Annotated in this window: 22 protein-coding genes, 1 tRNA gene and 1 riboswitch; of the genes, 18 read left to right on the forward strand and 5 right to left on the reverse strand. The window is 62.0% G+C overall.

Annotated features, from left to right (window positions below; translation table 11 throughout):
- Positions 1–57 precede the first annotated feature (57 nt).
- Positions 58–2328 (forward strand): bifunctional copper resistance protein CopD/cytochrome c oxidase assembly protein, encoded by a 2271-nt coding sequence (locus B9Y51_RS06035; protein ID WP_245826083.1) that lies wholly within the window; start codon positions 58–60, stop codon positions 2326–2328.
- 164 nt (positions 2329–2492) lie between these two features.
- Complete coding sequence (locus tag B9Y51_RS06040; RefSeq protein WP_085529149.1) at positions 2493–4427, forward strand: NHL domain-containing thioredoxin family protein; 1935 nt, start codon at positions 2493–2495, stop codon at positions 4425–4427.
- Here the strand turns inward: B9Y51_RS06040 and B9Y51_RS06045 are convergent, their stop codons facing one another.
- Positions 4428–5420: a hypothetical protein gene (locus tag B9Y51_RS06045; RefSeq protein ID WP_143468013.1), complete on the reverse strand. Its 993-nt coding sequence runs from the start codon at positions 5418–5420 to the stop codon at positions 4428–4430. It lies immediately after the preceding gene.
- 57 nt (positions 5421–5477) lie between these two features.
- Here B9Y51_RS06045 and B9Y51_RS06050 point away from each other — a divergent pair, with 57 nt between their 5' ends.
- Together B9Y51_RS06050 and B9Y51_RS06055 are read left to right on the forward strand one after the other, a co-directional pair.
- Positions 5478–6185, forward strand: a complete 708-nt coding sequence (locus B9Y51_RS06050; RefSeq protein ID WP_048683797.1) for a hypothetical protein — start codon at positions 5478–5480, stop codon at positions 6183–6185.
- A gap of 9 nt (positions 6186–6194) precedes the next feature.
- A complete protein-coding gene (locus tag B9Y51_RS06055; RefSeq protein ID WP_085529695.1) occupies positions 6195–6848 on the forward strand; it encodes a class I SAM-dependent methyltransferase in 654 nt (217 codons plus the stop codon).
- An 82-nt stretch (positions 6849–6930) separates the two neighbouring features.
- Here the strand turns inward: B9Y51_RS06055 and B9Y51_RS06060 are convergent.
- Positions 6931–7004: transfer RNA gene (locus B9Y51_RS06060), tRNA-Gly, on the reverse strand.
- A 96-nt stretch (positions 7005–7100) separates the two neighbouring features.
- Between B9Y51_RS06060 and dcd the strand changes: the two genes are divergently transcribed.
- Genes dcd through B9Y51_RS06075 form a run of 3 tightly spaced genes read left to right on the forward strand, consistent with a single transcriptional unit; the run spans position 7101 to position 10056 of the window.
- Positions 7101–7685, forward strand: coding sequence for a dCTP deaminase (gene dcd / locus B9Y51_RS06065; protein WP_048684094.1), 585 nt, complete (start codon positions 7101–7103; stop codon positions 7683–7685).
- Between the two features lie 8 nt (positions 7686–7693).
- Positions 7694–8992, forward strand: a complete 1299-nt coding sequence (locus tag B9Y51_RS06070) for a hypothetical protein (protein WP_085529151.1) — start codon at positions 7694–7696, stop codon at positions 8990–8992.
- Complete coding sequence (locus tag B9Y51_RS06075) at positions 8989–10056, forward strand: MauE/DoxX family redox-associated membrane protein (protein WP_085529152.1); 1068 nt, start codon at positions 8989–8991, stop codon at positions 10054–10056. The genes B9Y51_RS06070 and B9Y51_RS06075 overlap by 4 nt, the downstream gene beginning before the upstream one ends.
- Here the strand turns inward: B9Y51_RS06075 and B9Y51_RS06080 are convergent.
- Positions 9983–11296 carry an MFS transporter gene (locus B9Y51_RS06080; protein ID WP_085529153.1) on the reverse strand — a complete coding sequence of 438 codons (1314 nt, stop codon included), beginning with the start codon at positions 11294–11296 and terminating at the stop codon, positions 9983–9985. The two genes, B9Y51_RS06075 and B9Y51_RS06080, sit on opposite strands and share 74 nt — an antisense overlap.
- Before the next feature lie 208 nt (positions 11297–11504).
- Here B9Y51_RS06080 and B9Y51_RS06085 point away from each other — a divergent pair, with 208 nt between their 5' ends.
- Genes B9Y51_RS06085 through mnhG form a run of 6 tightly spaced genes read left to right on the forward strand, consistent with a single transcriptional unit; the run spans position 11505 to position 18270 of the window.
- On the forward strand, positions 11505–14654 hold the full coding sequence (locus tag B9Y51_RS06085) for a Na+/H+ antiporter subunit A (RefSeq protein ID WP_238650932.1): 3150 nt from the start codon (positions 11505–11507) through the stop codon (positions 14652–14654).
- A complete protein-coding gene (locus B9Y51_RS06090) occupies positions 14651–15226 on the forward strand; it encodes a Na(+)/H(+) antiporter subunit C (RefSeq protein ID WP_065424337.1) in 576 nt (191 codons plus the stop codon). The genes B9Y51_RS06085 and B9Y51_RS06090 overlap by 4 nt, the downstream gene beginning before the upstream one ends.
- Complete coding sequence (locus B9Y51_RS06095) at positions 15223–16842, forward strand: Na+/H+ antiporter subunit D (protein WP_048683789.1); 1620 nt, start codon at positions 15223–15225, stop codon at positions 16840–16842. The genes B9Y51_RS06090 and B9Y51_RS06095 overlap by 4 nt, the downstream gene beginning before the upstream one ends.
- A gap of 1 nt (position 16843) precedes the next feature.
- Positions 16844–17428, forward strand: a complete 585-nt coding sequence (locus tag B9Y51_RS06100) for a Na+/H+ antiporter subunit E (protein ID WP_085529154.1) — start codon at positions 16844–16846, stop codon at positions 17426–17428.
- Positions 17425–17811: an MrpF/PhaF family protein gene (locus tag B9Y51_RS06105; protein ID WP_065424336.1), complete on the forward strand. Its 387-nt coding sequence runs from the start codon at positions 17425–17427 to the stop codon at positions 17809–17811. The genes B9Y51_RS06100 and B9Y51_RS06105 overlap by 4 nt, the downstream gene beginning before the upstream one ends.
- Positions 17812–18270: a monovalent cation/H(+) antiporter subunit G gene (mnhG, locus tag B9Y51_RS06110; RefSeq protein ID WP_065424335.1), complete on the forward strand. Its 459-nt coding sequence runs from the start codon at positions 17812–17814 to the stop codon at positions 18268–18270.
- Positions 18271–18335: 65 nt separating this feature from the next.
- On the opposite strand, the gene B9Y51_RS06115 is transcribed toward mnhG, so the two are convergent.
- Positions 18336–18608: a DUF4235 domain-containing protein gene (locus B9Y51_RS06115; RefSeq protein ID WP_048684078.1), complete on the reverse strand. Its 273-nt coding sequence runs from the start codon at positions 18606–18608 to the stop codon at positions 18336–18338.
- Between the two features lie 140 nt (positions 18609–18748).
- A riboswitch (TPP riboswitch) is annotated at positions 18749–18848 on the forward strand.
- A 60-nt stretch (positions 18849–18908) separates the two neighbouring features.
- Between B9Y51_RS06115 and B9Y51_RS06120 the strand changes: the two genes are divergently transcribed.
- From B9Y51_RS06120 to B9Y51_RS06140, 5 genes are all read left to right on the forward strand, one after another.
- Positions 18909–19538, forward strand: a complete 630-nt coding sequence (locus B9Y51_RS06120; RefSeq protein ID WP_085529155.1) for an ECF transporter S component — start codon at positions 18909–18911, stop codon at positions 19536–19538.
- Positions 19535–21166 carry an ABC transporter ATP-binding protein gene (locus B9Y51_RS06125; protein ID WP_143468014.1) on the forward strand — a complete coding sequence of 544 codons (1632 nt, stop codon included), beginning with the start codon at positions 19535–19537 and terminating at the stop codon, positions 21164–21166. Before B9Y51_RS06120 ends, B9Y51_RS06125 begins: the two co-directional genes overlap by 4 nt.
- Positions 21154–21945 (forward strand): energy-coupling factor transporter transmembrane component T family protein, encoded by a 792-nt coding sequence (locus B9Y51_RS06130; protein WP_143468015.1) that lies wholly within the window; start codon positions 21154–21156, stop codon positions 21943–21945. Before B9Y51_RS06125 ends, B9Y51_RS06130 begins: the two co-directional genes overlap by 13 nt.
- Positions 21946–22163: 218 nt before the next feature.
- A complete protein-coding gene (locus tag B9Y51_RS06135; RefSeq protein WP_048684071.1) occupies positions 22164–22901 on the forward strand; it encodes an ABC transporter ATP-binding protein in 738 nt (245 codons plus the stop codon).
- 1 nt (position 22902) lies between these two features.
- On the forward strand, positions 22903–24321 hold the full coding sequence (locus B9Y51_RS06140; protein ID WP_085529156.1) for an FtsX-like permease family protein: 1419 nt from the start codon (positions 22903–22905) through the stop codon (positions 24319–24321).
- A gap of 103 nt (positions 24322–24424) precedes the next feature.
- Here B9Y51_RS06140 and B9Y51_RS06145 read toward each other — a convergent pair whose 3' ends face one another.
- Entirely contained in the window at positions 24425–25306 is an 882-nt protein-coding gene (locus B9Y51_RS06145; protein WP_085529157.1) for an aminotransferase class IV, read from the reverse strand.
- Between the last annotated feature and the right edge of the window lie 53 nt (positions 25307–25359).

The raw sequence follows: 25359 nt of genomic DNA on the forward strand, positions 1-25359 counted from the left end.
CACCCGTGGCCCGGGCGGGAGGACACCACCACCGTTGACCGCCGATCCGAGGAACTGATGACGCGTACCAAGGCGAACACCCCCAGCAAGGCCGGAACGCTGATGCGCGAGGCCCCGCAGGGTTTGGCTCGGGGACTCTACCGGCCCTGGCTGCTCGTGGCCCCGGCGGCGACGCTGGTCTTTCTCATCATTTCCCTCGTCGCGACGGGGATCTCTAATGCCACCGATCTCAATGATCCCGGTGCATTCGTGCGGTGGGCGCTTCCGGTGGCCACCGCGATTCACAACCTGTCGATGTCTGCGACCATCGGGGCGCTGGTGTTCGCCGTCTTCTTGATTCCCCGGTACGCTGCCGACGCCGCCGGCCAGCGCAAACGCCGACAGCGGCGCGCCCAGACCGTGGACGCGGACGTCATCAGCGTCGAAGATATGGCTTCCGCTTCTGCGGATGAAGCCCAGGAGCTCCTCGAGGCAGAGGACACGGGCAAAGCCGAATATCCTCCATTCACCGCGACCTTGAATTTTGGCGCCATCGCCGCGCTGACCTGGACCATCTCTGCCGTCGCGGTGTTGATTCTCGCTTATGCGGACGTCTCCGGAACCAAGGTGGGCACCGACAAGGCCTTCACCTCGCAGCTCATCACCTACATGCAGTCGATTTCCGGGGGACAGGAACAAGCGACCATCGTCGTGGTTGCCGCCGTCGTGACCACCCTGATCTTTGCCGTACGCCAACTGCTCGGATTGCTGATCACCTTGGGCGTCACGATGGTCGCCGTGACGGCCCTCGCCCTGAGCGGTCACTCCTCGGGCGGCGATGATCATATGGGCGCCGTGAATTCGCTAGGACTGCATTTGCTCGGCGTCAGCATCTGGTTCGGCGGACTCATCGTGCTCACCTATTTGTCTCGTCAACTCACCGGGAAAGACGCGGGCACGGGAACCATGCCTGAGCGAACCCGTGGGAGCCGACCGACCTCGGAACGTCGCGCGCCCATGGCGGTGGTCGTCTTGCACCGGTACTCGCAGTTGGCGTTGGCCGGATTCATCATGGTGTTCCTCTCCGGCATCATTAATTCGGAGATCAGGATCTACGGCTGGGCCGACTTGGGCACCCCTTACGGATCCATGATTGTCGCCAAAGCGGCACTGACCCTCCTGCTCGGGATCGCCGGCGCCGCGCATCGCCTGTACCTCATACCTCGCGTCGAATCGGGCGCGATCAAGGCCTTCCGCGGAATCTGGCAGGTCATTCTCGCCGAATTGATCATCATGGGGGCGGCCTCGGGCATCGCCGTGACGTTGTCCCGCTCGGCTCCGCCAGTTCCGGAACAATTGAAACCGGATGCTTCGCCGGCCCGCATCATCACGTGGTACGAGATGCCTCCGGAACCGACGACGGCTTCGTGGTTCACCACGTGGCGCTGGGACTGGATGTGGGTGGCCATTGCGATCTTCGCACTCGTCGCTTACGTGTGGGCTTTCACCAAGGTGCGCTCGCGGGGTGTCTCCTGGAACCCCTTGCGGTTGTGCTCCTGGGCGATCGGACTGGCCCTCCTGACGTTCGCGACGTCGGGGTCCCTCACCGTCTATTCCCGGGTCCTGTTCTCGGCCCACATGGTCGAACACATGCTGTTGACCATGATCATCCCGATCTTCCTGGTCCTGGGGGCACCCGTGACGCTACTGTTGCGGGCGCTCCAGCCTCGGGCGGACGGCACGCGAGGGGCACGTGAGTGGATTCTTCGATTTACCCACTCGACGTGGGCCAAGGTGGTCACCAACCCGATTTTTGCCGCGGTGAACTTCGCCGGGTCCATCGTGTTGTTTTACTTCACCCCGATCTTTGGGATTGCCCTGAAATACCATGTGGGCCACGAGTTCATGATGGTGCACTTCCTCATGACGGGGTACATCTTCTTGCTTGTCTTGATTGGCATCGACCCGATTCCGAGGCGGCCGCAATTCGCGATTCGGCTCATTCTCCTCATCGCGACTCTCGGATACCACGCCTTTGTGGGTATCGCTTTGATGAGCTCCAATGCCCTTCTGCAAGCGTCGTGGTTCGGCAACGTTGGCCGTCCGTGGGGTCTGTCCGCGATCGCGGATCAAAAGCTCGGCGGTTCGATTATGTGGGGCATGGGAGAGATTCCGACGATGCTCATCGCCGTCGTGGTCGGCATCCAGTGGTCCATCGCAGATGGCCGTTTGGCCAAACGGATCGACCGCCAGGCGGATCGGGACGGCGACGCCGAGTTGGAAGCGTATAACGATATGTTTGCGCGCCTTAACGAGGGCGGCGAACCGGAGCCCCGGGCGAAGGATTGATCATCCCCACGGTGCGTTGAACACGACGAAATATGACAGTTATCCACCAGCGGGTGACGTCGGAGCGCAACACGGAACAACCGGGGGAGAAGGCTTGTTACTCTAACGCAAGCACACCGGTGGAATGGTATTCCCCGTGAGGATTTTTAAGGAAAGAGGATTCGATGGTTGACCGCGCTCCCCGTGTACGTGCCTCTGAGCTCACAGGCCGGGCCTGGCTCAATACCGGTGGTCAGAGCCTGTCCTGGTCTGACCTGCGCGGAAAGATCGTCATTCTGGATTTTTGGTCGTTCTGCTGCATCAACTGCCTCCACGTTTTGGACGAGTTGCGTCCCCTCGAGGAGGAATTCTCCGACATTCTCGTGACGGTCGGTGTGCATTCACCGAAGTTCGAGCACGAGGCCGACCCCGACGCATTGGCCGCGGCCGTCGACCGATACGACATCGCTCATCCCGTGCTGGACGATCCCGAGCTGAAGACGTGGCAGGACTACACCGCCCGTGCTTGGCCGACGCTCGTCGTCGTCGATCCCGAGGGCTACATCGTCGCCCATCTGTCGGGTGAGGGGCACGTTCAGGGGCTCGTCTCATTGGTGCGTGAATTGGCCGAAGAGCACGAGGCCAAAGGAACCTTGCATCGGGGTTCCGGTCCGTACGTTCCTCGTCCCAAGGCTGAGGGAACCTTATCGTTCCCCGGCAAGATCATCGCCGTACCGGAGACTCTCCGTGCGGATGGGGCGGAGGGCCCAACATACCTGGTCACGGATACCGGCCGCCACCGAATCGTCGAATTGGACTCCGGACTCGAACGAGTCCTGCGGGTCTGGGGCGGCACGTCTAAGGGCTACGTGGATGGCGCCGCCGAATCCGCTCGATTCAATGAACCACAAGGCTTAGCGGTGCTCCCAGATCACCTTCGTCAACGCCTCGATTACGACGTCGTCGTCGCGGACACGGTCAATCACCGCCTGCGTGGAATTCGCCTGGCGGATGGCGCGGTCAGCACGCTCGCCGGAAATGGCGTGCAGCGGCTCCTCGACGCCGAGGGCGCGAGGACGGGTGCCCCCAATGTCATCGATCCCGACGCCGACCCCCGTACCGTCTCCCTCTCGTCGCCGTGGGACCTGGTGTGGTCGGAAACGGCCGAGGCCTTCGTGGTGGCGATGGCGGGCACCCACCAGCTCTTTAGTTTCGACCCCGCCTCTGGCGCGGTCCAGGTTTTCGCAGGAACGGGGGCCGAGGGGCTCCAGGACGGCGTGGCCAACGAAGCCTGGTTCGCCCAGTCGTCGGGCCTCGCACAAGCATCCGACGGAACCTTGTGGGTTGCCGATTCGGAAACCTCCGCTCTGCGACGCGTGACCTTACAGGGGGATGCGGTCTCCGTAGAAACGGCAGTCGGCCAGGGGCTCTTCGACTTCGGCTTCCGAGACGGCGGTTCGGAGGACGCTCGATTGCAGCACTGCCTCGGCGTTGCGGTACTACCCGACGGGTCCGTAGCTCTTGCTGATACGTATAACGGTGCGGTGCGCCGTTGGGATCCGGCGTCGGGAGAACTCACCACCCTGGCGCGGGACCTGGCCGAGCCCTCCGATGTCCTGGTTGAAGACCGCGGGCCCGAGGCCGAGCCGTTGTTGCTGGTCGTCGAGACCAATGCTCATCAGGTGGTGCGGCTGCCAATTCCGCGTGAGGCGCAGCGTGTGGACGAAGGAGCCTCCCAGACCCAGCGTCCGCCGTCTCTGCTGGCCGGGGGCACCTTGGAGATCGTGTCCCGATTCTCGGCCCCCACCGGGCAGAAGCTCGACGATCGATGGGGAGACCCGACTCAGCTCAAGGTCTCGTCGACCCCGCCGGATTTCATCCTGGACGGGGAAGGTGCAGCGCAGGGGCTGACCCGGACCCTGAAGCTGAACCCGGAGGTGACCGACGCCGTACTCCACGTCACCGCCAGGGCCGCGGCCTGCGATGGCGAGCCAGGCGGCGAAATTCCCGATCATGCCGCATGCCATCTCTACCAGCAGGACTGGGGGATTCCGGTGAAAGTCACGGGTGAGGAGACGGACGAACGCTCGATGGTGCTTGACCTCCGGGGCGTCAACTGATCACTTGCGCTGGACCTCGATCCGATCGCCGTTGACGACAAGGTCGGCATTGATCTGGAACGGAATCGTTTTGCTGACGGTGCTGACCTTGCCGGTGTACAGGTCGAGGGCCTGGAATTCGATGCGGGCTTTCCCCTGAGGATTGGTGAGCTTCCAATGGCCTTGCGGGTCGATCGTGGCTGAGGAGTCCGGCTTTTCCACGATGGACCAGGAAACGTCGCCCTGCACGCGCCCGTCAAAGTCGTACTCGAAGGGGCATCCCTGAGGGTAGAGCGTGTCTTGCGAAGCGCAATGTTCGAGCGCATCGTCCACCTGACGCCTGATGGACTCTTGGGCAGCCGGACTCGGGGCAAGATCCAAGGAAAGCGACGGGTTTTGGTCGGCGGCCTTCTGGGGATGAGGGCTCCAGATCGTGGTCGTGGATTCCCGGGCGTCCAAGAGAGATGAGCTGTACTGGGCGGTGTAGACCCCCGGGAAGAAGACGGCGAATCGTTCCTCCCCCTGGGGCACCCCGACCTTTTGACGGTTGAGAGTTGCGGTCTCGACCCCGGGGGTTTTGACGTTGATCGTCGGAAGAGTCTGCGAGTCGATCGCCCAGTCCTCGAGAACTCCCGCGTGAATTCCCGTGCGGTGAACCGGGAAATCGGTGGACGAGTCCTTGTCGTTGAGCCGGTAGGTCACCGTGACGACGGCCCGATCCTCGGAACTCTGCTTGACGTTGTACCGGAGGTGTCCCAGCGTCTTGGTGGACTCCGAGAGGGCGTGCCCGTCGAGCATTGCGGCGTTGGACTCGGGGACCTTGGCATCCAAGAGAGTCATCGCTCGACCGCCGTCACCGTTGCGGATGGCCTGGATGTAGTCACGGACCGGCGACGTCGGACCGAACGCGTAGATGGAAATCAAGGCCATGATGGCGACTCCCAGGGCGGCGGCCACCAGAACTCCGGCGCAAAAGGTAGCGAGTGCGCGGGTTACCGGAGACTGAGGAGACATGTCATCCAGGATATCCGTCCGCTGCCCGTTCCATCGTCATCGCATAGGGTTGAGGCCATGGCAGAAAACCTCCGTGACGTTCCCGCCAAGTTCGGCCATCAGCAGCGGGGCTTTTACCCGCGCATCAATTCGTACGGTCGCCGCATCATGGCGGTCCTTCCGACGATCGCGTTAGCACTGGCGCTCTTGGCCATTCTGTATTTCAAACGTCCGGCCGCCGCCTTTGTGGTGGTGGTTCTTGCGGCGGAGGTCATTGCAGCCCTGATGGTCTACTCCCTGTTGAAGCCGGCGGTTGCGGTGCTCACCGATACTCACGTGCTTCGCGGCCGTCTCATCGGGTGGAAAGCGGTACGTCGGGATAAGATCCATCACACGGTTTTCGTCGAGAGACTTCAGCCCAAAGCGGCGTTGACGGCAGGAGACGGACCGCTGGCCAAATTGCGCTACCGAGGAATGCCGGGGTTGTGGTTCACCGACGAGTCTGGCAAACGGGTGCTTCGATTCGACGGACGCGTGTGGGACGCAAAGACCTTGCGGGAACTGTCCACGTTGGTCACCCCGGAGACTACGCGATATTCCACGATCAATGTGACGGAATTGGCCGAACGCCAGAAGGGTCTGGTCAGCTGGTCGGAACTTCATCCGACGTTCCGTTCGACGGCGGTCGTCTTGCTCGGGCTAGCGTTTCTTGCCCTCATCGTGGTGCTCGGTGTGTGGCCCGAGGTCTTCGGTGCTCGGGAAGGTATCGCGCAGCTCGGGGAATAGAATATGACCATGCGTGAGCCTTCTTTGTGGGAATTACAAAAACAGCGAAACCCTGGACATTCGCAGTGGTACATCGAACGATTTGAAACCATGCGTGCGCAAGGGGCGGACCTGAATGGTGAGGCGCGGTTGATTGATGCGATGGTTCCTCGCGGCGCCTCCATCTTGGACGCGGGCGCCGGCCCGGGCAGGGTTGGTGGAGAACTGGCGCGGTTGGGGCACCACGTCGTCGGCGTGGACATCGACGCCGACCTGGTTCATCAGGCACAGTTGGACCATCCCGCCGGCAACTGGCATGTCGGGGATCTGTCGGACCTCGATTCCGCGCTCCCCGAGGGATACCGGGGGTCGTTCGATGCCGTCGTCTGTGCCGGAAACGTGATGACATTCTTGGCGCCGTCCTCGCGACGAGCGGTTTTGGCCGGTTTCGCGGAAGCTCTGGCTCCAGGTGGGCGTGCCGCGATTGGGTTTGGCGCTGGCCGTGGGTACGACTTTGAGGAATTTTTCGCCGACGCCGAGGCGGCTGGCCTCGGTCGAAGCCTGACTTTGGCAACGTGGGATCTTCAACCGTTCGAAGACGGGTCAACGTTTTTGGTATCCATCCTCAACAAGCCGGAAAATCCCGCGCGGGAACTCGGGGAGAGGGTCAGTCTTCTCGGGTGAACCCCCGGTGTAGACGTGGAGACCACGGGAAAAGAAACGACGGGCCATGCGAGAAGTTCCTCGCATGGCCCGTCGTTATTTGTGGAGCGGCTGACGGGAATCGAACCCGCGTATCAGGCTTGGGAAGCGTGCGCTCTACCATTGAGCTACAGCCGCGCGGCGTCAAAAAGACACGACGGTTATTCTATCGCATCGCCGGAGTTGGGGCGAACCGGGCGGCTGCACCTCGGGAACATGGCCTATTCTGTAATCGTGCTGATTTCAGATCACGATATTCGCCAAGACATTGACCGCGGTCGCATCCGCCTGGATCCTTTCGATCCGGACATGGTGCAACCCGCGAGCGTTGACGTTCGCTTGGATCGGTTCTTCCGGCTGTTCGATAACCATAAGTACCCGCATATCGACCCGTCCCAGGACCAACCCGAGCTGACTCGACTCATCGAAACTGCTCCGGGGGAGCCCTTCATCCTTCATCCTGGGGAATTCGTCTTGGGATCGACCTACGAACAGGTCACGCTTCCCGACGACGTTGCGGCTCGTTTGGAAGGGAAGTCGTCGCTCGGGCGTCTCGGGTTGCTGACCCATTCCACCGCGGGCTTCATCGATCCGGGATTCTCCGGGCACGTGACTCTGGAATTGTCGAATATGGCGACCTTGCCGATCATGTTGTGGCCCGGCTCCAAGGTTGGCCAGCTCTGCTTCTTCCGGCTGACCTCGCCGGCGGACCACTCCTACGGTTCGGGCTTTTATCACAACCGATATCAGGGGCAACGCGGGCCTACGGCGTCGCGGAGCTATCAGAATTTTCACGTCACGGATATTTCGGAAAGTTAGATCACGCTATGACCGAGACCCTCGTGTTTTCCATGAGGGCTATGGGGGCGGTCGTCGACATTGTCGCTCGAGAGGGGATCTCGCCGCGGTTTCTTGCCGCATTAGAAGATTCTTGGGCAGACTGCATTCCCAGCCCTGCAGCCAGTACTGATTCCGCCGAGTCCTCGGCCGACGTACGAATTTATGTGGTTCCTCAGGATGCTTCGATCCAGGAGGAACCAGAAGACGGCGCCGTCTTGCGTGTCGGCCCTGAATCGGAGTGGCCCTTCGCCGCTCAGGACTTCACATCGTTGGTGACGATCGAACTCATCAAGAAATTCATTGTGAAATTACATCTTTTCCACGCCGCCGCATTGATGCGACCGGAGACCGGAGAAACCCTGGCCCTCATCGGGCCTTCTGGACGTGGAAAGACGACGGCGTCACGCGCTCTCGCGAGCTCTGGCTGGACCTACTTGAGCGACGAGACCTGCGCCATCGACCCCGAAACCCTGGTGGTCAAGCCGTATCCCAAGCCTTTGTCCGTCATAGAACATCAAGGATCGCCCAAGGCCCAACTCGCCGCCTCCTCCCTCGGGCTGCGAACGCCCACCGACGCAGACTCTCCGGTGCCGACACTGTCACGGCTCATCATTTTGGACCGGTTGGAGGGGGAGGGCGATGAGCCGGTCGGACTCTTCCCGGTGACCTTGCTGCAAGGCCTGCAATGTCTGGCCGAACAATCGTCCGGCCTCGCACAAACGCCTCAAGCATTGCGGGAGTTAGCCCGGCTCGTGGACCGAGTGGGCGGAATCAGCAAGGTGCGATATCGGGATTCCAGCGAGCTGCCGGACCTCTTGGCTTCCGTGTCGAACACGATCCCTGAACCTCACGACGAGACATGGGAGTATTTTGCCTCGCAGGGCTCCCGAGACGCTGAGACTCACGTCCTGGCGCAGGACGTACGCCCCGCATCTACTCAAGCCCTGGCCGATTATTGCCGCATCAGTCGGAGCCCCCAAGCGAGTGGATTGCTGACGAACGAAGGCCTCCTGATCATGCACGCCGATCGGACGGTTTTGTACACCCCGCTGGGGGCGGACCTGTGGCTCTTGACTGAGGGCGGTGCGACGGTCGGCGAGCTCCGGTCCAGATTGGAGCAGATCTATGGTCCGCCTCCGGAAGGTGCCTTCGAGCTGGCCTTGGACGCGGTTCTTGAAGACGGTGCGTTGATCGTCTCCAGTTCGCCGGCCTCAGCGGAGGAACCCTCGGCTCTGCCATCACCTGCCGATGAGGCGGCGGCAGGATCGCGGGACCTGTCGTCATGACCGCGCACTTGGCGCCCGCGGTCATTCTTGCCGTGATTCTGGTGTTCTCTGGGGTGGCGAAATGCCGCGAACCGGGTTCGGTCCGGGCCGCTTTGGAGAATCTTCGGGTACCTCTGATGTCGCGAGGGCGACTGATGGCCTCGGTATTCCCTTGGGCGGAGATCGTGCTCGGCCTTCTGATCGTTGGGTCCCCCGGAGTGCTCGCGACGGTGATAGCTGCTCTTGCACTCCTTCTCTTTGCCGCATATTGGGTGCTGATCTACCGCGCCCTGGGATTTGGCGAATCGGTCAGTTGCCACTGTTTCGGCTCGACGTCGAGTGGACGGGTGACGCGTCGGACTCTCTGGCGCAACACGGTATTCCTGCTTTTAGCCGTGTGGTGGATGGTGGTGTCCTGCGAGACGAGCGTCCCCGAGTTGGTCCGTTCCGCTTCGGCTTCGGACGCGCTCTGGGCGCTCGGCCTGGTGGCGGTCGGCACGACGGTCTTCACCATCATGAAAGACAACGGGGCTGGGTACTCGTCCGAGGCGTTGGATCAGGGCCGTGGGCGCCTCGAAGAACCGAGGCGAGCAGACGGCCCGCATCAGAACGATGCCGGCGAGCCATCGGATGAATTGGACTATGTTCGATTGCCGATTCCCGGCGTCGTGGTACAAGACGCTCACGGGGAACTGGTGTCGCTCCGCAGGATGGCGTCGACTCAGGCGCGGCTCGTGCTCTGGGTGTCGGCAGGTTGCGGATCGTGTTCCGAGGTCATGTGCCAGGCGGCGCAATGGCGGCAGGAACTGGCACCGGCGGTCGGCGTTCACCTCATGACCCCGTCTAGCCGCCAGGCCCTCGAGACGGTAGCCGATCGTAGCTTGTGGGACTCGACTCTGTACGACGTCGGTCACGTGGTCACCGACGTCATGGACCTGGCGGGCACGCCCGCGGCCGTCCTCTTAGGGGCGGACGGTCTGCTCGCTGGAGGGCCGGTCCTCGGTCGTGAGGTTATGGATTTTGTGCGGGACGTTCGGGCCGAGCTGGAAGCCGCACAGCCAAACCAAGACCGATCGCCAGAATGATCATGATGCCCAGCACACCCCAGATTTGAGCGCCGAACACGCTGACGAACACCGTGAACAGGGCCGGAGCCAAGAAACTGAGGGCGCGGCCCGTCGTGGAGTACAAACCGAAATATTCGCCCTCGTCACCGGGCGTCGTAATCCTCGAAAGGTAGCTCCGTGCCGCGGACTGAGCCGGTCCGACGAAGGCGCACAGAGCGAGTCCGCACACCCAAAATAACCACTGTTCTTGAAGGAACAACAAGGGCGTGGCCGCGATTAAGAGTGCGGCGAGGGAAACCAGGATGACGCGGCGTGGTCCCCACGCGTCGTCGAGCCGCCCACCCAACACGGCTCCGAGACCGGCGACCACGTTGCCGGCGATCGCGAAGACGATCACCTGGCTCGAGCTAAAACCAAACGTTCCCGCTGCCAGGACTCCACCGTAGGTGAAGATTCCCGCCAATCCATCACGAAAGATCGCGGAGGTAATCAGGAACCGAAGCGCGAGCGGTTCCTCTCGGTATAACCGACGTATGGTCCGACCAAGACGCTTGTAGGAGTCGAGGATCGAATCGCGGGGGCCGGGACTTTGCTGGCCGGTGGCCAAGCCGTAGTCGCTCGATGGCGCGGTGGCTCCCGGGAACCGGAGCAGCAATGGCAACGAGAACAGCATGAGCCAGACGGCCGAAAAGACGGCGATGGCCCGCAGATTGAGGGAATCATCTTCCGGGATGCCCAGCAGACCCGGCGAGACAAACCCCACGAGGACGATCCCCAAGGCCACGATTCCTCCGAAATACCCGAAGGACCATCCGAGCCCAGAAACGCGGCCAACGGTTTCCGGCGTCGAGATCGAGGGGAGGAGGGAGTTGTAGTGAACGGTGGCGATTTCACTCATGACGTTGGCTAGGGCAATCAGGCCAACGCCCAGATAGAGATAGGACGGTTCTGGGCGGGCAAAGAAGCAGAGGGCCACGCACAGCGCCACAGCGGTGGTCGTCCAGGCGAGCGCTCGCCGTCGTGATCCATTGCGATCCGCTCTCTGGCCGGTCACGGGAGCCGTCAGGGCCACGACGACGCCCGCAATCGTGAGCCCGGCCGAGAGCACCTGGGTGGTGTGCTCCTTGGACCCGAAGGCATCGCTGGTCAAGTAGACCGTAAAGACGAAGGTGGTCATCACGGCGTTGAAGCTCGACGATCCGGCATCCCACAGGGCCCACGGAATCACCGGCTTCTTGTGGGAAGCGGCAGATTGCATAATCCACAGGATACAAGTGGCCTATGCCACGCCATAGCGGTAGGAGGTAGCCAGTAAGGAAATTGTCGATACATTCCTCCAGAGACATGACACCTTCTTGCCACAGGAGTTAGCTCAGAGCTTGGCCGCCCACCTGGAAAAATCGCCGCTGATAAGCTTGGCCAGGACGAGAACCGTGATGAGGTAGAGGGGGCACCATTTGGGCATCGTGATTCTGGCCCACGTCGTGGCCGCTCTCGTGGCGCCGATGTGTTTCCGACGGTGGGGTCGCACATGCTTCTACGTTTTCGCCCTCGTTCCCGCCGTGAGCTTCATTTGGCTCTGCACCACGGCTCCGGCCGTCTTCGGCGGTCAGGTCATAACCGAGAGCTATCCGTGGATACCCCAGCTCGGCATTTCGTTGTCGTTCCGTCTGGATGCCCTCGCATGGATCCTCTCCGCCATGATTTTGGGGATCGGCGCACCCATCATCTTCTATTGCGCCGCGTACTTTAAGCACACGAACCAGTATTCTGGCTCCTTTGCCTCTCAACTACTGCTCTTCGCCGGAGTCATGTTCGGCCTCGTGACCGCGGACGACATGATGGTCATGTTTGTCTTTTGGGAGCTCACGAGCATTCTGTCGTATCTGTTGATCGGATACGCCCACGTGCGTTTCTTCGCCCGGCGGGCCGCCCTGCAAGCGTTGATCGTGACGACGGCCGGCGGTTTGGCGATGTTCATCGGCATCATCATGTTGGCCGTGGCGAGCCGTTCTTATCTGCTCTCGGACGTGATCGCTCGGGCCCCAGAAACCATTGCGTCGCCAGGCGGTGGCGTCGTCATGGGTGCCGCACTGGTGTTGTTGTTGGTGGGGGCGATGTCGAAGTCGGCACTTTTCCCCTTGCACTTTTGGCTCCCCGGGGCGATGGCCGCTCCCACCCCGGTCTCGGCGTTCCTCCACGCCGCCGCGATGGTCAAGGCGGGCATCTACCTTGTGGCCCGATTCGCCCCGGAATTCTCGGGCGTTGCACCGTGGACGGGCATCGTCGTCATCGTGGGGCTCTTCACGATGCTCTTCGGCGGATACGTAGCCCTGAAGCAGTATGACCTCAAGCTCATCCTCGCGTACGGAACCGTGAGCCAGCTCGGATTCATCCTGACGGTCGTGGGGATCGGAAGCCCCGACGCCATCTATGCGGGGCTGGCCATGATGATTGCGCATTCCCTGTTCAAGTCGGTCTTGTTCCTGTGTACGGGCATCATCGACCATCAGGCGGGTACCCGTGAGATCACTCGACTTTCCGGAATTTGGCGGAAGGCACCGGTCCTCTTCGTCTTGGCCGTGCTGTCGGCGGCGTCGATGGCGGGAATTCCGCCCCTCGCTGGGTTCGTCACCAAGGAGTCGATCCTTGAACTGGGCGTCGAAGGCTGGGCCCACGGCATGGGTGCCCTCGGCCCGGGACAATCAGGGCTCGTCCTTCTGTGCATCGCTGTGGGATCGGTCTTGACCTTTGCCTACAGTGCACGATTCGTCTGGGGCGCCTTCGCGACCAAAAAGCCTCGTGACGCGCACCCCGATCTGATTCAGGGCGGCTCCGTTCACTCGACCGACTTTCACGCGATTCCCTTGACCTTTGCGTTGGCCCCGAGCGTGATCACGGTACTGACCCTCGCGCTGGGCCTCTTCCCGGAGCCGATCCATCAGATGGTCGGGACGGTCGCTCAGCAGGGCGGCGAGATACACCAGCACCTCGCCTTGTGGCACGGTCTGACTCCGCCTCTGGGAATTTCCGCGATGATTATCGCGACGGGTGTGGTTCTCTACCTGGCTCGAGTGCCCGTCCTCAAGGCGCAATCCGCGGTGCCTTCGCTGCCGACGGCCGATTCCGTGTACCGCGGAATTATTGGTTTCATTGACTGGGCCGCGGTTCGCATCACCGGCTTCACTCAGCGTGGTTCCCTGAGCTTTTACCTCGCGGTGATTCTTGCGACGGCCGTGATCGTTCCGACGATCGGCCTGTTTATCGTCGAGACCCCGCCGTTGCGATCCATTAACTGGACGGATTCCCCCGCTCAATGGGCCATTGCCGCCGTCATGGTGGGGGCCGCTCTGATCGCGGTTCGAGCGAATAAGCGATTCCTGGCGATCCTGATGGTTTCGGTCACGGGTTACGGGTTGGCCTTGATCTTCGCGCTCCGGGGTGCCCCGGACTTGGCGCTCACACAGATGCTGGTCGAGACCATCTCCTTGATCGCATTCGTCTTGGCCTTGCGCATGCTTCCCTCGGGAATCGGCAAGCGCAAGACCACCCGGCGGCCCGCCCGGGTCGTGATCGCCGTGGGCTTCGGACTCTTCATGATGGCTCTGGCCGCATTCTCGATCTCGTCGCGTACCGCTAGCCCCATTTCATTGGATATGCCGCGGTTGGCATACGAGATCGGTCACGGAAAGAACGTCGTGAACGTGACCCTCGTCGACATGCGTGCCTGGGACACCTACGGCGAAATCTCGGTCTTGGCTCTGGCCGCGACGGGTGTCGCTAGCCTGATATTCATTGCTGGACGGCAAGACGCCGGGCGGAACGGTCCGGCCTTGGACACGGGACGCATCCGGGCAGTCAGTAAGAGATATGCGGGCCGCACTGGGCTGAGCACCGGAACGCGCGTCGTCGGACACTTCATGAACGTCAAGCGGGATCCCTTCCTCGTGGCTGGGCGCACCCTTGCACCGGAAAACCGTTCGTTGATGCTTGAGGTCATCACGCGGTTGCTGTTCCACACGGTCGTCCTGGTGTCGGTCTACTTGCTTTTGGCCGGTCACAATCTTCCCGGTGGCGGGTTCGCCGGTGGCCTCTTGGCGGGACTCGCCCTGGGGCTGAGGTACCTGGCGGGTGGCCGCTACGAGCTCGAGGAAGCCACTCCGGTCAATGCGGGTGTGCTCTTGGGCTCCGGCATGATCCTCTCGGCGGTTTACGCGCTTCTTCCTCTGGCGTGGGGAGGCTCGGTCTTCGCCTCCTACGCTTTCGAGGTGCACTGGCCGGTTTTCGGTGAGATCCACTTCGTGACGGCCACCATCTTCGATATTGGTGTGTATTTGATCGTCGTCGGCTTGGTGCTTGACGTGCTGCGCAGCTTGGGCGGAAAGATCGATTCTGTCCTAGAGGAAGAGCGCCGCCAGGAGCGCGAACGGTCGCGTCAGACCGGACGCAAGCGTCGCCGGATCAAGGTGCGCCGTTCGGGTGGTCCTCAGACCGTAGCGATTCCTTCGGGGCCGGTCACCGCGACCAGCGAAGAAGAACACTTGGACGGCGAGCGACCAACCGCCGCGGCCGATACAGGTCACGCCGAACGCACCCGAGAGGACGACCACTCATGATCGATGCCTCAATGCTCCTGGTCATGGGGGTTCTCTACGCCGTGGGCGTGTATCTGGTGCTCGAGAAGTCGCTCACCAAGGTTCTTTTGGGCCTGATGCTGATCACCAATGCGACCAATATCCTGATTTTGCACACCGCAGGCTCCTCAGGAATCCCGGCGTTCTTCGACCCGACGAGGAGCGCCGACGAATACTTCGACCCGCTGCCACAGGCCTTGGTCCTGACGGCCATCGTGATTTCCTTTTCGGTGACGGCGCTGATGCTGGGCATGATTTACCGCAGCTGGGTCTTGTCCCGTCGAGACGACATCATGGACGACGCCGAGGACCGCCGCGTTGCCGCCCAGCCGGACTACGATCCGGAGGACGACGACGCCGCCCCCATCGAGCCCTCCGAATTCGAAGGTTCCGAGGAACAACGAGAGGAAGCCTATCGCCAGCGGAAGCAGAAAGAGCGGTCTCAGCGTGAGAATGCGCGGACTGTTGCCGACGACGAGGCGCCTGGTCTCGCCAAGGAACACCACTCGCACTTGGGTCAGGGAAATCGCGATCAGGGGGAGTGGCGTCCATGAACATCGTTGAGTTAGCCCCCGTGGCCGTGATTCTGCCCCTGCTCGCCGCAGGCCTGAACTTCACGCTGTACAAGTTCCCGAACGCCCAGCGGTTGGTGTCACTTCTCGCGATGTCGCTGATCCTGGCCCTCGAAATCGTGCTCTTGATTTCGACCTGGGGAACGGGCCCGCAATCCGTGACGCTGGGCGGCTGGGCGGCGCCTTTCGGCATCGTCATGGTCGTGGATCAGTTGTCGTCCTTGATGCTGGTCGTCTCCACGCTCGTCTCTTTCGCGGTGCTCATCTATGCGACCGGTCAGGGTCTCGCGGATGGTGACGGCGACGCGCCGATCTCGGTGTTCTACCCGACCTTCTTGGTGCTGTTGGCCGGAGTGTCCAATGCCTTCTTGGCGGGGGACCTTTTCAACCTGTACGTCGGGTTCGAGATTCTGCTGACTGCCAGTTACGTACTTCTCACCATGTCCGGGACGGCTCCGCGCATCCGGGCCGGCGTGACCTATACCGTGGTCTCGGTCATTTCCTCGATGCTGTTCCTGATTTCCATCGGCATGATCTATGCGGCCCTGGGCACCGTGAACATGGCGGATATCGCCGCCAAAGTGCCGGACCTACCCGTGGGCACCCAGATGCAATTGCACCTGATGCTACTGGTGGCCTTCGGGATTAAGGCCGCCGTTTTCCCGTTGTCCCTCTGGCTCCCGGACTCGTATCCGACCGCGCCCGCGCCGGTCACGGCCGTGTTCGCGGGCTTGCTGACCAAGGTCGGCGTGTACGCGATCATCAGGACGGAGACCCTCCTGTTCCCCGGTGGAATGGTGGACAACCTCCTCGCCTTCGTCGCGGCTGCAACCTTAGTGGTGGGCATCCTGGGAGCGTTGACTCAAAGCGATATCAAGAGAACCCTCTCGTTCATTCTGATCAGTCACATCGGCTACATGATCTGGGGCATCTCGTTGTCGACGCCGGAGGGCTTGGTGGCCGTGGTCTTTTACGTTGCCCACCACATCGTGATCCAGACGAGCCTGTTTATGGTCGTGGGCCTGATCGAGCGACGCGGTGGTTCCGCGAATACGGATCGTCTCGCAGGGCTCGCGAAGATTGCGCCCATCTTGGGCATCCTGTACTTCATCCCGGCCATGAACTTGGGCGGTATACCGCCGTTCTCCGGATTCATCGGGAAAGTTGGCCTCATCGACGCGAGCGTGCGAGCCGGAACCTGGCAGGGATACGCCCTGGCCGGCATCGGCGTCTTCGTGTCACTCCTGACTCTGCTGACCTTGGCCCGTATTTGGAACCGTGTGTTCTGGCGTAAGCCAGAGGATGCCGAATTCCCCGATCCGATCCTCTTGGCAAAGGACGCCGATGGTCATTACGGTGTCCGGACCTCGGGAGAAATTGACATCGAATCGAGGCGTTACAAGGGCCGCGACGTCACCCTGTTGCCACGGCCGATGATCGGCTCGACCATCGGATTGGTCGCCGTGGGAGTCGCGATCACCTTCTTGGCCGGGCCGTTATTCAACCTCTCCTACCAAGCAGCCGATAACTTGAGTGATCCGCACGCGTACATCGAGGCCGTATTGGGTCACGACGCCGCCTCGGAAGGGGGCCACTGACATGAGTCCGTCCGCGCACCGGGCCCCTCGCATCAGGCCCAAAAATACCTTCCGTACGGAACTTCCGCTGTTGGTGTGGCTCGTTCTGGTGTGGGGCGCCCTCTGGCGGGATTTCTCTCCCGGCAACTTGCTCTTCGGCCTGATTCTGGCATTCATCTTGGTCCGCGTCTTCTACCTACCGCCGGTGCAATTGTCCGGGCGGTTCAATCCACTGTGGGCTTTCGTATTGGCCATGAAGTTCATCTGGTGGATCGCGGTCGCAAGCTTCGAGATTCTGTGGTTCGCTGTGAGGCCACGGGGAGCACCCAGATCCGCGGTCGTCTCGGCCCAATTGGACATCAATAGCGACCTCCTCATCACGGTGGTGGGTCATATCGTGTCCCTGATCCCGGGCTCGCTCGTCGTGGAGGTGGACCGGCGTCATGCAACGATCTATTTCCACGTGATCAACATCGAGTCCGCGGAGGACGTCACGAAATTCCAGAACAGCGTTCGCAAGATCGAGGCCTATGTGATTCGGGTGATGGGTACCCGGGAGAGCTATGCAGCCCTCAAATCCGGCACCCTCGGTGAGGAGAAGCCATGAAAGTCGTCATGGTGATCTGCGGCATCATTCTGGTGTTGGCAGCCATCGGAACCATCTACCGTCTGGCCAAGGGGCCTTCGCTCTTGGACCGAGTGATCGCTTCGGACGTTCTGCTCGCCATCGTTGGTGCCGGTTTGGTCATCGACATGGTCAATCGGGACAGCTACGAGAATGTCACCTTGCTCATCGTCATTTCCCTTGTCGGCTTCTTGGGGTCCGTGACGGTCTCTCGATTCGCGAATAACAAGCGGGAACGTGAAGATCTCGCCCGAGACGCCGTCGGCGGATATAACGCCAGTGCCTCGACACGCCAAGAATCGGCGTCGTCCCTCGGCCAGAGTCAGAACCCTTCGGATCAGAAGCCTTCAGGGGGTGAGCGATAGATGTTGGACACCGTTCTGAACATTCTCACGGGAGCATGTCTGATCGTCGGTTGCCTCATGTCCTTGGGGGCCGCACTCGGCATCATGAGGTTCAGCGATGTGCTGTCGCGCCTGCACCCCGGTGCAAAGCCTCAGGTCTTCGGCTTGTTTCTCTTACTCCTCGGCATGGGAATCGCCGCCCGGAGTTGGAGCCTCGTCCCCGCGCTCATTTTGGCCTGGACCTTGCAGATGCTCGCGACGCCGGTTTCCTCGCACATGGTCGGTCGGTCCGGATTCCGGAACCGGCACTTCGCGGCGTCGTCGTTGACCGTCAACGAGTTGGCCGACCTCGTCGAGCAGATGAACCGCGAAGAGGAACAAGAGCAGGCTCCGGCCGAGGCCGCGCCCGAGCCTCGAGAGGTTGACGCGGATACCGCGGGATTAGACAAGCCGGACGAACAAGAGCCTCGGCAATCCTGACAACAATGCCGATGGGCGCGTGACAACGTCACGCGCCCATCGGCGTTAGCTTGAGAAGGGGACGGTTAGACCTCGGCCTGGCCGCCGGTCTCGATGTCTTCATTCTTTTCCATCCGGGCGGCAACCCGGGTGACGCCAATCTTGATCAGCGTGGCGACGACGCCGCTGATGGCGGTCCAGATGATGACGTCACGAAGGCTTTCTTCGGGGTCCGGGTTGTTGGCGGGCGGCTCGTTGCCGGTGATCTTCTTCCAACCGAGGGTCATGATCTTATTGGCGGCGAAAACTCCACCCAGGGAAGCCACGGTGGAACCGATCTTGATGACGGGATTGCTCATACGAATCTCCTGTAATTGTCGGACGATATTTCGGCCGGTCATGTGCAGCTTCCTCTAGCCTAATCGCAGGCCAATGGCTTTGTCTCAAACGCACGCAGATTCTCCGTCCCTCTCGTGATCCGTTAGGATGGTCCGAGTTCACCACACGACAGGGGAGCCTCAATCGAGGCTGAGAGTGCGCAAGCAGACCCTCGACCTGATCCGGTTAGCACCGGCGTAGGGAGTCGAGATCTCGGGTGTTCCCGAAAGAGAATTCGGGCAAGGCCTCCCCTCCTGACCGCAATTCCAGGAGGATTTACCGTGAACGCATCATCGCCCAAGGCGCCATCCAAAACCTCCCCACGAGGCTCGTGGCGCGTTATCGATATCGTCATTGCCTCGGTTCTCGCCGTGGTGTGCGGCGTCATCTTTTGGATCTGGTCGAACGGCGTCGCCCCGTTGATCGGCACCGTGACGGTCGGTTTCCCGCCCTTGTCCGGTCTCATTGGAGGGGGATGGCTCATCGCTGGGGTTCTCGGAGGACTCGTCATCCGCAAACCGGGCGCAGCTCTTTACTGCGAAATTCTCGGGGCACTCGTTGAGGCGCTGTTGGGAACTCATTACAGCTTCGCCGTCCTCATCTCCGGGCTCGTGCAGGGCTTGGGCGCGGAAGTCGTTTTCGCGGCCTTCCGATACCGCCGCTTTGAGCTTCCCATCGCGCTGCTGGCCGGAGCCGTTTCGGGCCTGTTCATGACCGTCAGCGAGATCGCGATGTATTACGCCTTCTGGCAAACACAGTTCAAGATCACCTACGCGATCTTCGGCGTCATCTCGGGTCTGGTCATCGCCGGGTTCCTGGCGTGGGCCCTGACTCGGGCGCTCGTATCGACGGGGGTGCTTTCGTCGGTCGCGGCCGGTCGGGACGCCCGGAGCCGGAGAGCTCGGGCGTGACGGCGGTGGGGGCGACGGTTCAGGCCAGCGACTTTTCTTGGTGGCATGCGGACCGCGAATCTCCCGCCTTCTCGGGGGTGGACCTCCAGATTTCCGAAGGGCAAAAGGTCCTTCTCCTCGGACCCTCTGGTGCGGGAAAATCCACCTTGCTGCACGCGATGGCGGGGGTGCTGGAGGACGACGACGCCTCCAGTGGAACGCTCCTGATCGATGGCGTGGAGCCCCGAGACGCGCGGGGCCGTATCGGCCTCATGCAACAAGACCCGGAATCATCGATCGTCCTCTCCCGGGTTGGAGACGATCTCGCGTTCGGACCCGAAAATCTTGGCGTGGATCCGGAACTGATCGTGCCGCGCTGCCGGAAGGCCCTCGACGCCGTCGGGTTGGACCTCCCGTGGGACCACCCGACTTCCGCGTTATCGGGCGGTCAAAAGCAACGACTCGGCCTCGCCGGAATCTTGGCGATGGAGCCCGCGCTTCTGCTTCTCGATGAGCCCACGGCCAATCTCGATCCGGACGGCGTCCTCGAGGTGCGCGATTCGGTCCTGAAGGCGGTCGAGTCCTACGGTTCGACCCTGATCGTCGTCGAACATCGGGTCGAGGTCTGGGCCGACCACGTGGACCGCATCGTGGTTCTGGACGCAGGTGGCGGAATTCGACATGACGGGCCGCCGCGTAAAGTCTTGGGCGAAGCGCGCGACGAGCTGATTCATGCGGGGGTGTGGGTTCCCGGGTACACGCCGCGCACCCCAGAGCACGACGTCGTCCCCGACGCCGCCGTGCCCCTGCTTCGCGCGGAAGGCCTGGGGGTCTCGAGGCATCCGGCAGACCGTCGGTGGATTCGCGCCCGACGTCGTGCCGTGCTGGGTTCTCCGAATGATCCGGTTCCTGCGCTCCGCGATGTTCCCGTAGCCGCCCGAGGAATAGACCTCGAGGTCTGTGCGGGGGAGCACCTGGCCATCACCGGGCCGAACGGTGCCGGAAAATCCACGTTGGCCTTGACGCTCGCGGGGCTGTTGGAACCGGCCGAGGGCTGGGTCGGCGCGTGCGACCCGTTACGGGAGCTCGACCAGGGGATACCCATCAATTCACGGCGACGGCCCTCGTGGGATCCCGGTCGTTGGTCATCGACGCAGCTCATCGCCCGAATTGGCATGGTCTTCCAAGAACCCGAGCACCAATTCGTGCGATCCACCGTCCGTGACGAACTTCGCCTGGGTGCCGAGCTCACGAGCCACGATCCGGGCGAATCCGCACGCGGAACGGTCGACCCTGAAGAGAGGGCGACCGAACTCCTGGAGCGGTTGGGCCTGGCCCACGTGGCCGACGCCAATCCTTTTACCCTTTCTGGCGGGGAAAAACGTCGTCTTTCGGTGGGCACCGCGTTATCGACCCAGCCGAGAATCCTGATTCTCGATGAGCCGACCTTTGGGCAGGACGCAACCACGTGGGCCAGCCTCGTCGACCTTCTCCGTCAGACCTTGAAGGCCGGAGTCGCCGTCGTTTCGGTGACCCACGACGCCGATTTCGTGGCAGCCCTCGGAGGCCGCGAATTTCGGGTGGGAGCCGCATCCGCCCCCGAGCCCCAGGTCGTCAGGGGAGAGAGGAGTTCGGCATGGACGTCATGAATCCAGCGGTCGCGGCGCATTCCGGCCTGGGCAAGGTCAACCCCGCGATCAAACTCGCTCTCGGTCTCCTGCTGACGGCCTCCTTCCTCGTCAGCGCCGACTGGCTGACCGCGACTATCGGAGGGGCCTCCCTCGTGGCCGTCATGGCCTCGAGCAGAATCAACCCCTGGAACATCGTTGTTCGTTTGTGGCCCGTATTTCTCGCGGCACTCTTCAGCGGTTGGGCGACGGCGATATTGGCACCGAAAACGGGCCAGCACCTCCTCGAACTGGGCCCCTTGCTGCTCACCTCCGATTCCCTCAACGCTGGCGTTGCGATCGCCTTGCGCGGGGGAGTCCTCGCGATGATCTCGGTGTTATTGCTCTTGACCACCGATGCCCGCGAGATCGGTGATGCTCTGGCTCAGACCTTCAAATTGCCGGCGCGCTTTGTCCTCTCCGCCGTGGCGGCGTTCCGCCTGGTGGGGATCGTGATCGCGGAATGGGAAACCCTAGCCGCAGCCCGGCGAGCGCGAGGACTGGGATCGGACCGCGGCCTGATCGGGCGGATCACCGGGTTCGGGTCCCAAGCCTTCGCCTTGATCGTCCAATCTCTGCGACGGGCGAGCCGCTTGGCCGTCACGATGGAGGCCCGCGGTTTCGGTGCCGGACCGCGGACTTGGGTCAATCGACCGACGTATTCCTGGCGCGACGTCGTCGCCCTGTGCGTGGGCATTGCCATCCCCGCAGTCGCCATCGGCACCTCATGGGCCTTGGGCGTGTACCGGTTTTTCCACTGATATGGCCCCAGGATGCGCCGTCCTCCCCTCGACATGCTGTAGGAAACCCGACCGGCAAGAGTAGAACTGCCTCTACCTCGCTATCCTCTCCGCTCCACTGTGTGTTCGCTCCGTACGCGGAACAGTAGAGGGTGACATCACCAGCGAGATTCGAGGGAGACCAGATGAGTCAGCAAACTCACGAGCCAACGACGCACGGGCAGGGGGCCTCGAGCGCCATGCCCATTGCCCGGGCCGAAACCGTGAGCAAGATCTACGGGACGAGCGACCAGGCCGTGGCCGCGGTCAAGGACGTCGACCTTGAAGTACATGCCGGCGAATTCGTCGCGGTCATGGGCCCCTCCGGGTCTGGGAAATCAACACTGATGCATCTCATGGCTGGGTTGGAATCTCCGACGAAGGGCCGCGTGTGGGTGGGGGACCAGGAAATTACCCATCTCGACGACGCCGCCCTCACCGAGGTGCGCCGACGCCGCGTGGGGTTCGTGTTCCAGGCCTTCAACCTCATGCCCACCATGGATGTCCGTGAAAACATCCTCTTGCCGTTTGAGTTGGACGGTCGCACCCCCGATGCCATGGAAAAACGGTGGATCGACGAATTGCTCCAGCGGCTCGGACTCTCGGAGAGGTTGAGGCACCGTCCCAGCGAATTGTCTGGAGGTCAGCAGCAACGAGTGGCGATCGCCCGCGCGCTGGCCACCCGTCCCGCTTTGATCCTCGCCGATGAGCCGACGGGCAATCTCGATTCCCGCTCGGCCCTGGAGGTTCTTCAGCTGTTGCGCATGGCCTCCCAAGAGCTCGGACAGTCCATCGTGATGGTCACCCACGACCCCAAAGCGGCCTCGCACGCCAACCGCGTGGTTTACCTTGCGGACGGGCAGATTGTCTATCAGAGCAATGGCCCGTCCCGTGCCGAGGAGATCGCGCAGCGGATGCTCTCCTTGGAGGTGAACTGACGTGAAGGATGCCTTGAGAGAACTCACTCGTCATCCCCAACAGCACATTTCAACTTTCCTGGTCGTCATCGTGGGAGCGATGTTCGGTTCCGGACTCATCGGTTCTGTGGGGTTACTCCGGAAGATCCTCGACCCTACCGGGGAAGCAGGCGGAACCCTCTTGGTCATGCTGTTGATGACCACCATGACCTTTTTCGCCATCGCCCTGTTTGTCTCGTCGATCGTGGTGGCCAATACTTTCTCCATCGTTGTCGCGGGTCGCACCCATCAGCTGGCTTTGATGCGGCTGATCGGTGCCAAAGCGTCGGCATTACGACGGGGCATTGCGGCCGAAGGATTGCTCATCGGTGCCCTGGGTTCGGCCGTGGGGCTCGTGCTCGGCGGCATCGTGACGTGGCTTCTTGCTCTATGGGCGGAGGCCAAAAATGCAGGCACGGACTTGGAATCCACAGCGTTCAACCCGTGGTGCTTGGCTCCCGCACTGCTTGTGGTGCTGACCAGCTGGGTTGCTGCATGGAACGGCGCCCGTCCGGTGCTGTCGGTCTCGCCGCTGGAAGGAACACGTCGTAGCGTCGAACCTTCGGGGCGCGAACTTCGCCGTCGTAAGCCCATGCTCGGGATGTCGATCGCGCTGGTGGTCTTGGGAGCGTTTTTCCTCGGAGCCGGCATCGTGTCCGCGTCCGAATCGCCCATTTCCATTCTCTCCGCCGTTTTCGGAGGGTTGCTTTCCTTTGCAGGAATAGCACTGGGGTCCGCCTGGGTCATGCCCCCGTTCTTTGGCCTGTCCGGTCTCCTGGTTGGTCACGGAACGTCAGGTCGGATGGCGGTCGGCAACGCTCGACGTTACCCGCTGCGCTCGGCCCGAATCTCGATGAGTCTGGTCATCGGCATCACCCTGGTAGTGATGTTCGGGACCGTGGGCTCGACCGTGAAATCGGTGATGGGTTCCATGGCTGACAGCGGCGTCTACGACGAAGGTGAGGTCATGTTGATGTCGCAGATGATCGATAACGTCCTCCTGTTCGTCTATGGCATGGTCGCGTTCGCGGTGATCATCGCGGTGATCGGCGTCGCGAATAACATGCGGGCGGCCATTATGCAGCGTCGTGTTGAGTTGGGCATGCTTCGCACGGTCGGACTGTCGATCGGGCAAATGTGGCGCATGATTCTCGGCGAGACCGGCCAACTGACAATCTCGGCGGCCTGCCTCGGCATACCGCTGGGCGTGTTTTACGGCTGGGTCGGAACCTACTGCATGTTCGGTTCGGTTGACGGCGTGCAATTCTTTGGCCCGACTCCGCCGTGGGGAGTATTGATTGCGGTGGTAGCAGGGTGCGCCCTCATCACCGGCGTTGCGACCGCCATTCCGGCCCGGAAGAGGGCACAGGAATCTCCGGTGCGGGCCCTGGCCGCGGTCTAAATCTGGCCTCCCGGCACGGGCATCCGGATGCCCCGACCCCTTGCGGCGGGCATCCGGATGGTCTCGCTTAAGGGAAGCTATCGGCCCGACGGCGCGACGTTGCTCATCGGGTTCTCAAGAATTCGGTGAGCGTCAGCGTCAACTGGTCATCCGTGGCCAAGGCCTGTCCGTTGAGTTGAGTCACCGGGGCGAGCAACCGGACCGAAGAAGCGAGCCAGACGGCGTCGGCCTCCATGAGATCTGCGGGATACAGCGGGCCGAAGCTGACCTCCCAACCTTCATCGCGGGCACCAGCAAAGATCGCTCCCTGCGTGGTGCCGGGAAGGATTCCGTGGTTGGGTTCGGGCGTAGAGATTCGCACTCCCGATTCGGTGCGGTGCGCCACGATCACAGAGCTCGTCGCTCCTTCAAGAATCCGGCGATCGGTACCGATGAAAACGGCCTCTTGGGCACCCAGTGTTCTGACGTAGCGCAGGACTGCCATGTTGATGGCGTACGACAGGGTTTTAGCCCCCGAGAGCAACCACGGCAAGGAGGTGTCTTCGGCCGGGTCATGACCTCGAGGAAGAAGAAGCGCGGTCACCCCGTCGGTGCGTTGCGTGATGGTGGACGCGGGGACAGGGCTCACGATGACCAAACCATACGGTTGCTCGGAGGGAACGCCTCGGCTCACGAGCAATTTGACCGTGTGCTCACGGCCGAGCGACGTCGTGGTTCCTTCGGCTGCCGACTGCAAGGCCAGGTCGAGGGCCGCACGCCACGAATCTTCTCCCGGATTCCAGACCTGGAGGAGCTGTGCCGAGTGGTCGAGGCGAGCGAGGTGCCGCGGCAACTTACGAACGGCTCCATCCACGCACAGCATGGTCTCGAAGACGCCGTCGCCTCGGGTGTAGCCCTCGTCTTCGACGTCGATGATCGGTTGCGACGCGTCGAGGAGCCGACCCTGAGGTGAGTGTGCATCAATGCGAACAACGGTGGGTGTCATGGCTCTCATTAAACTCCTCATTCGGTCCGCCATGGCAAATTTTTCTCCTGAGG

The organism is Kocuria massiliensis, from assembly GCF_900169715.1.
GTDB lineage: Bacteria > Actinomycetota > Actinomycetes > Actinomycetales > Micrococcaceae > Rothia > Rothia massiliensis.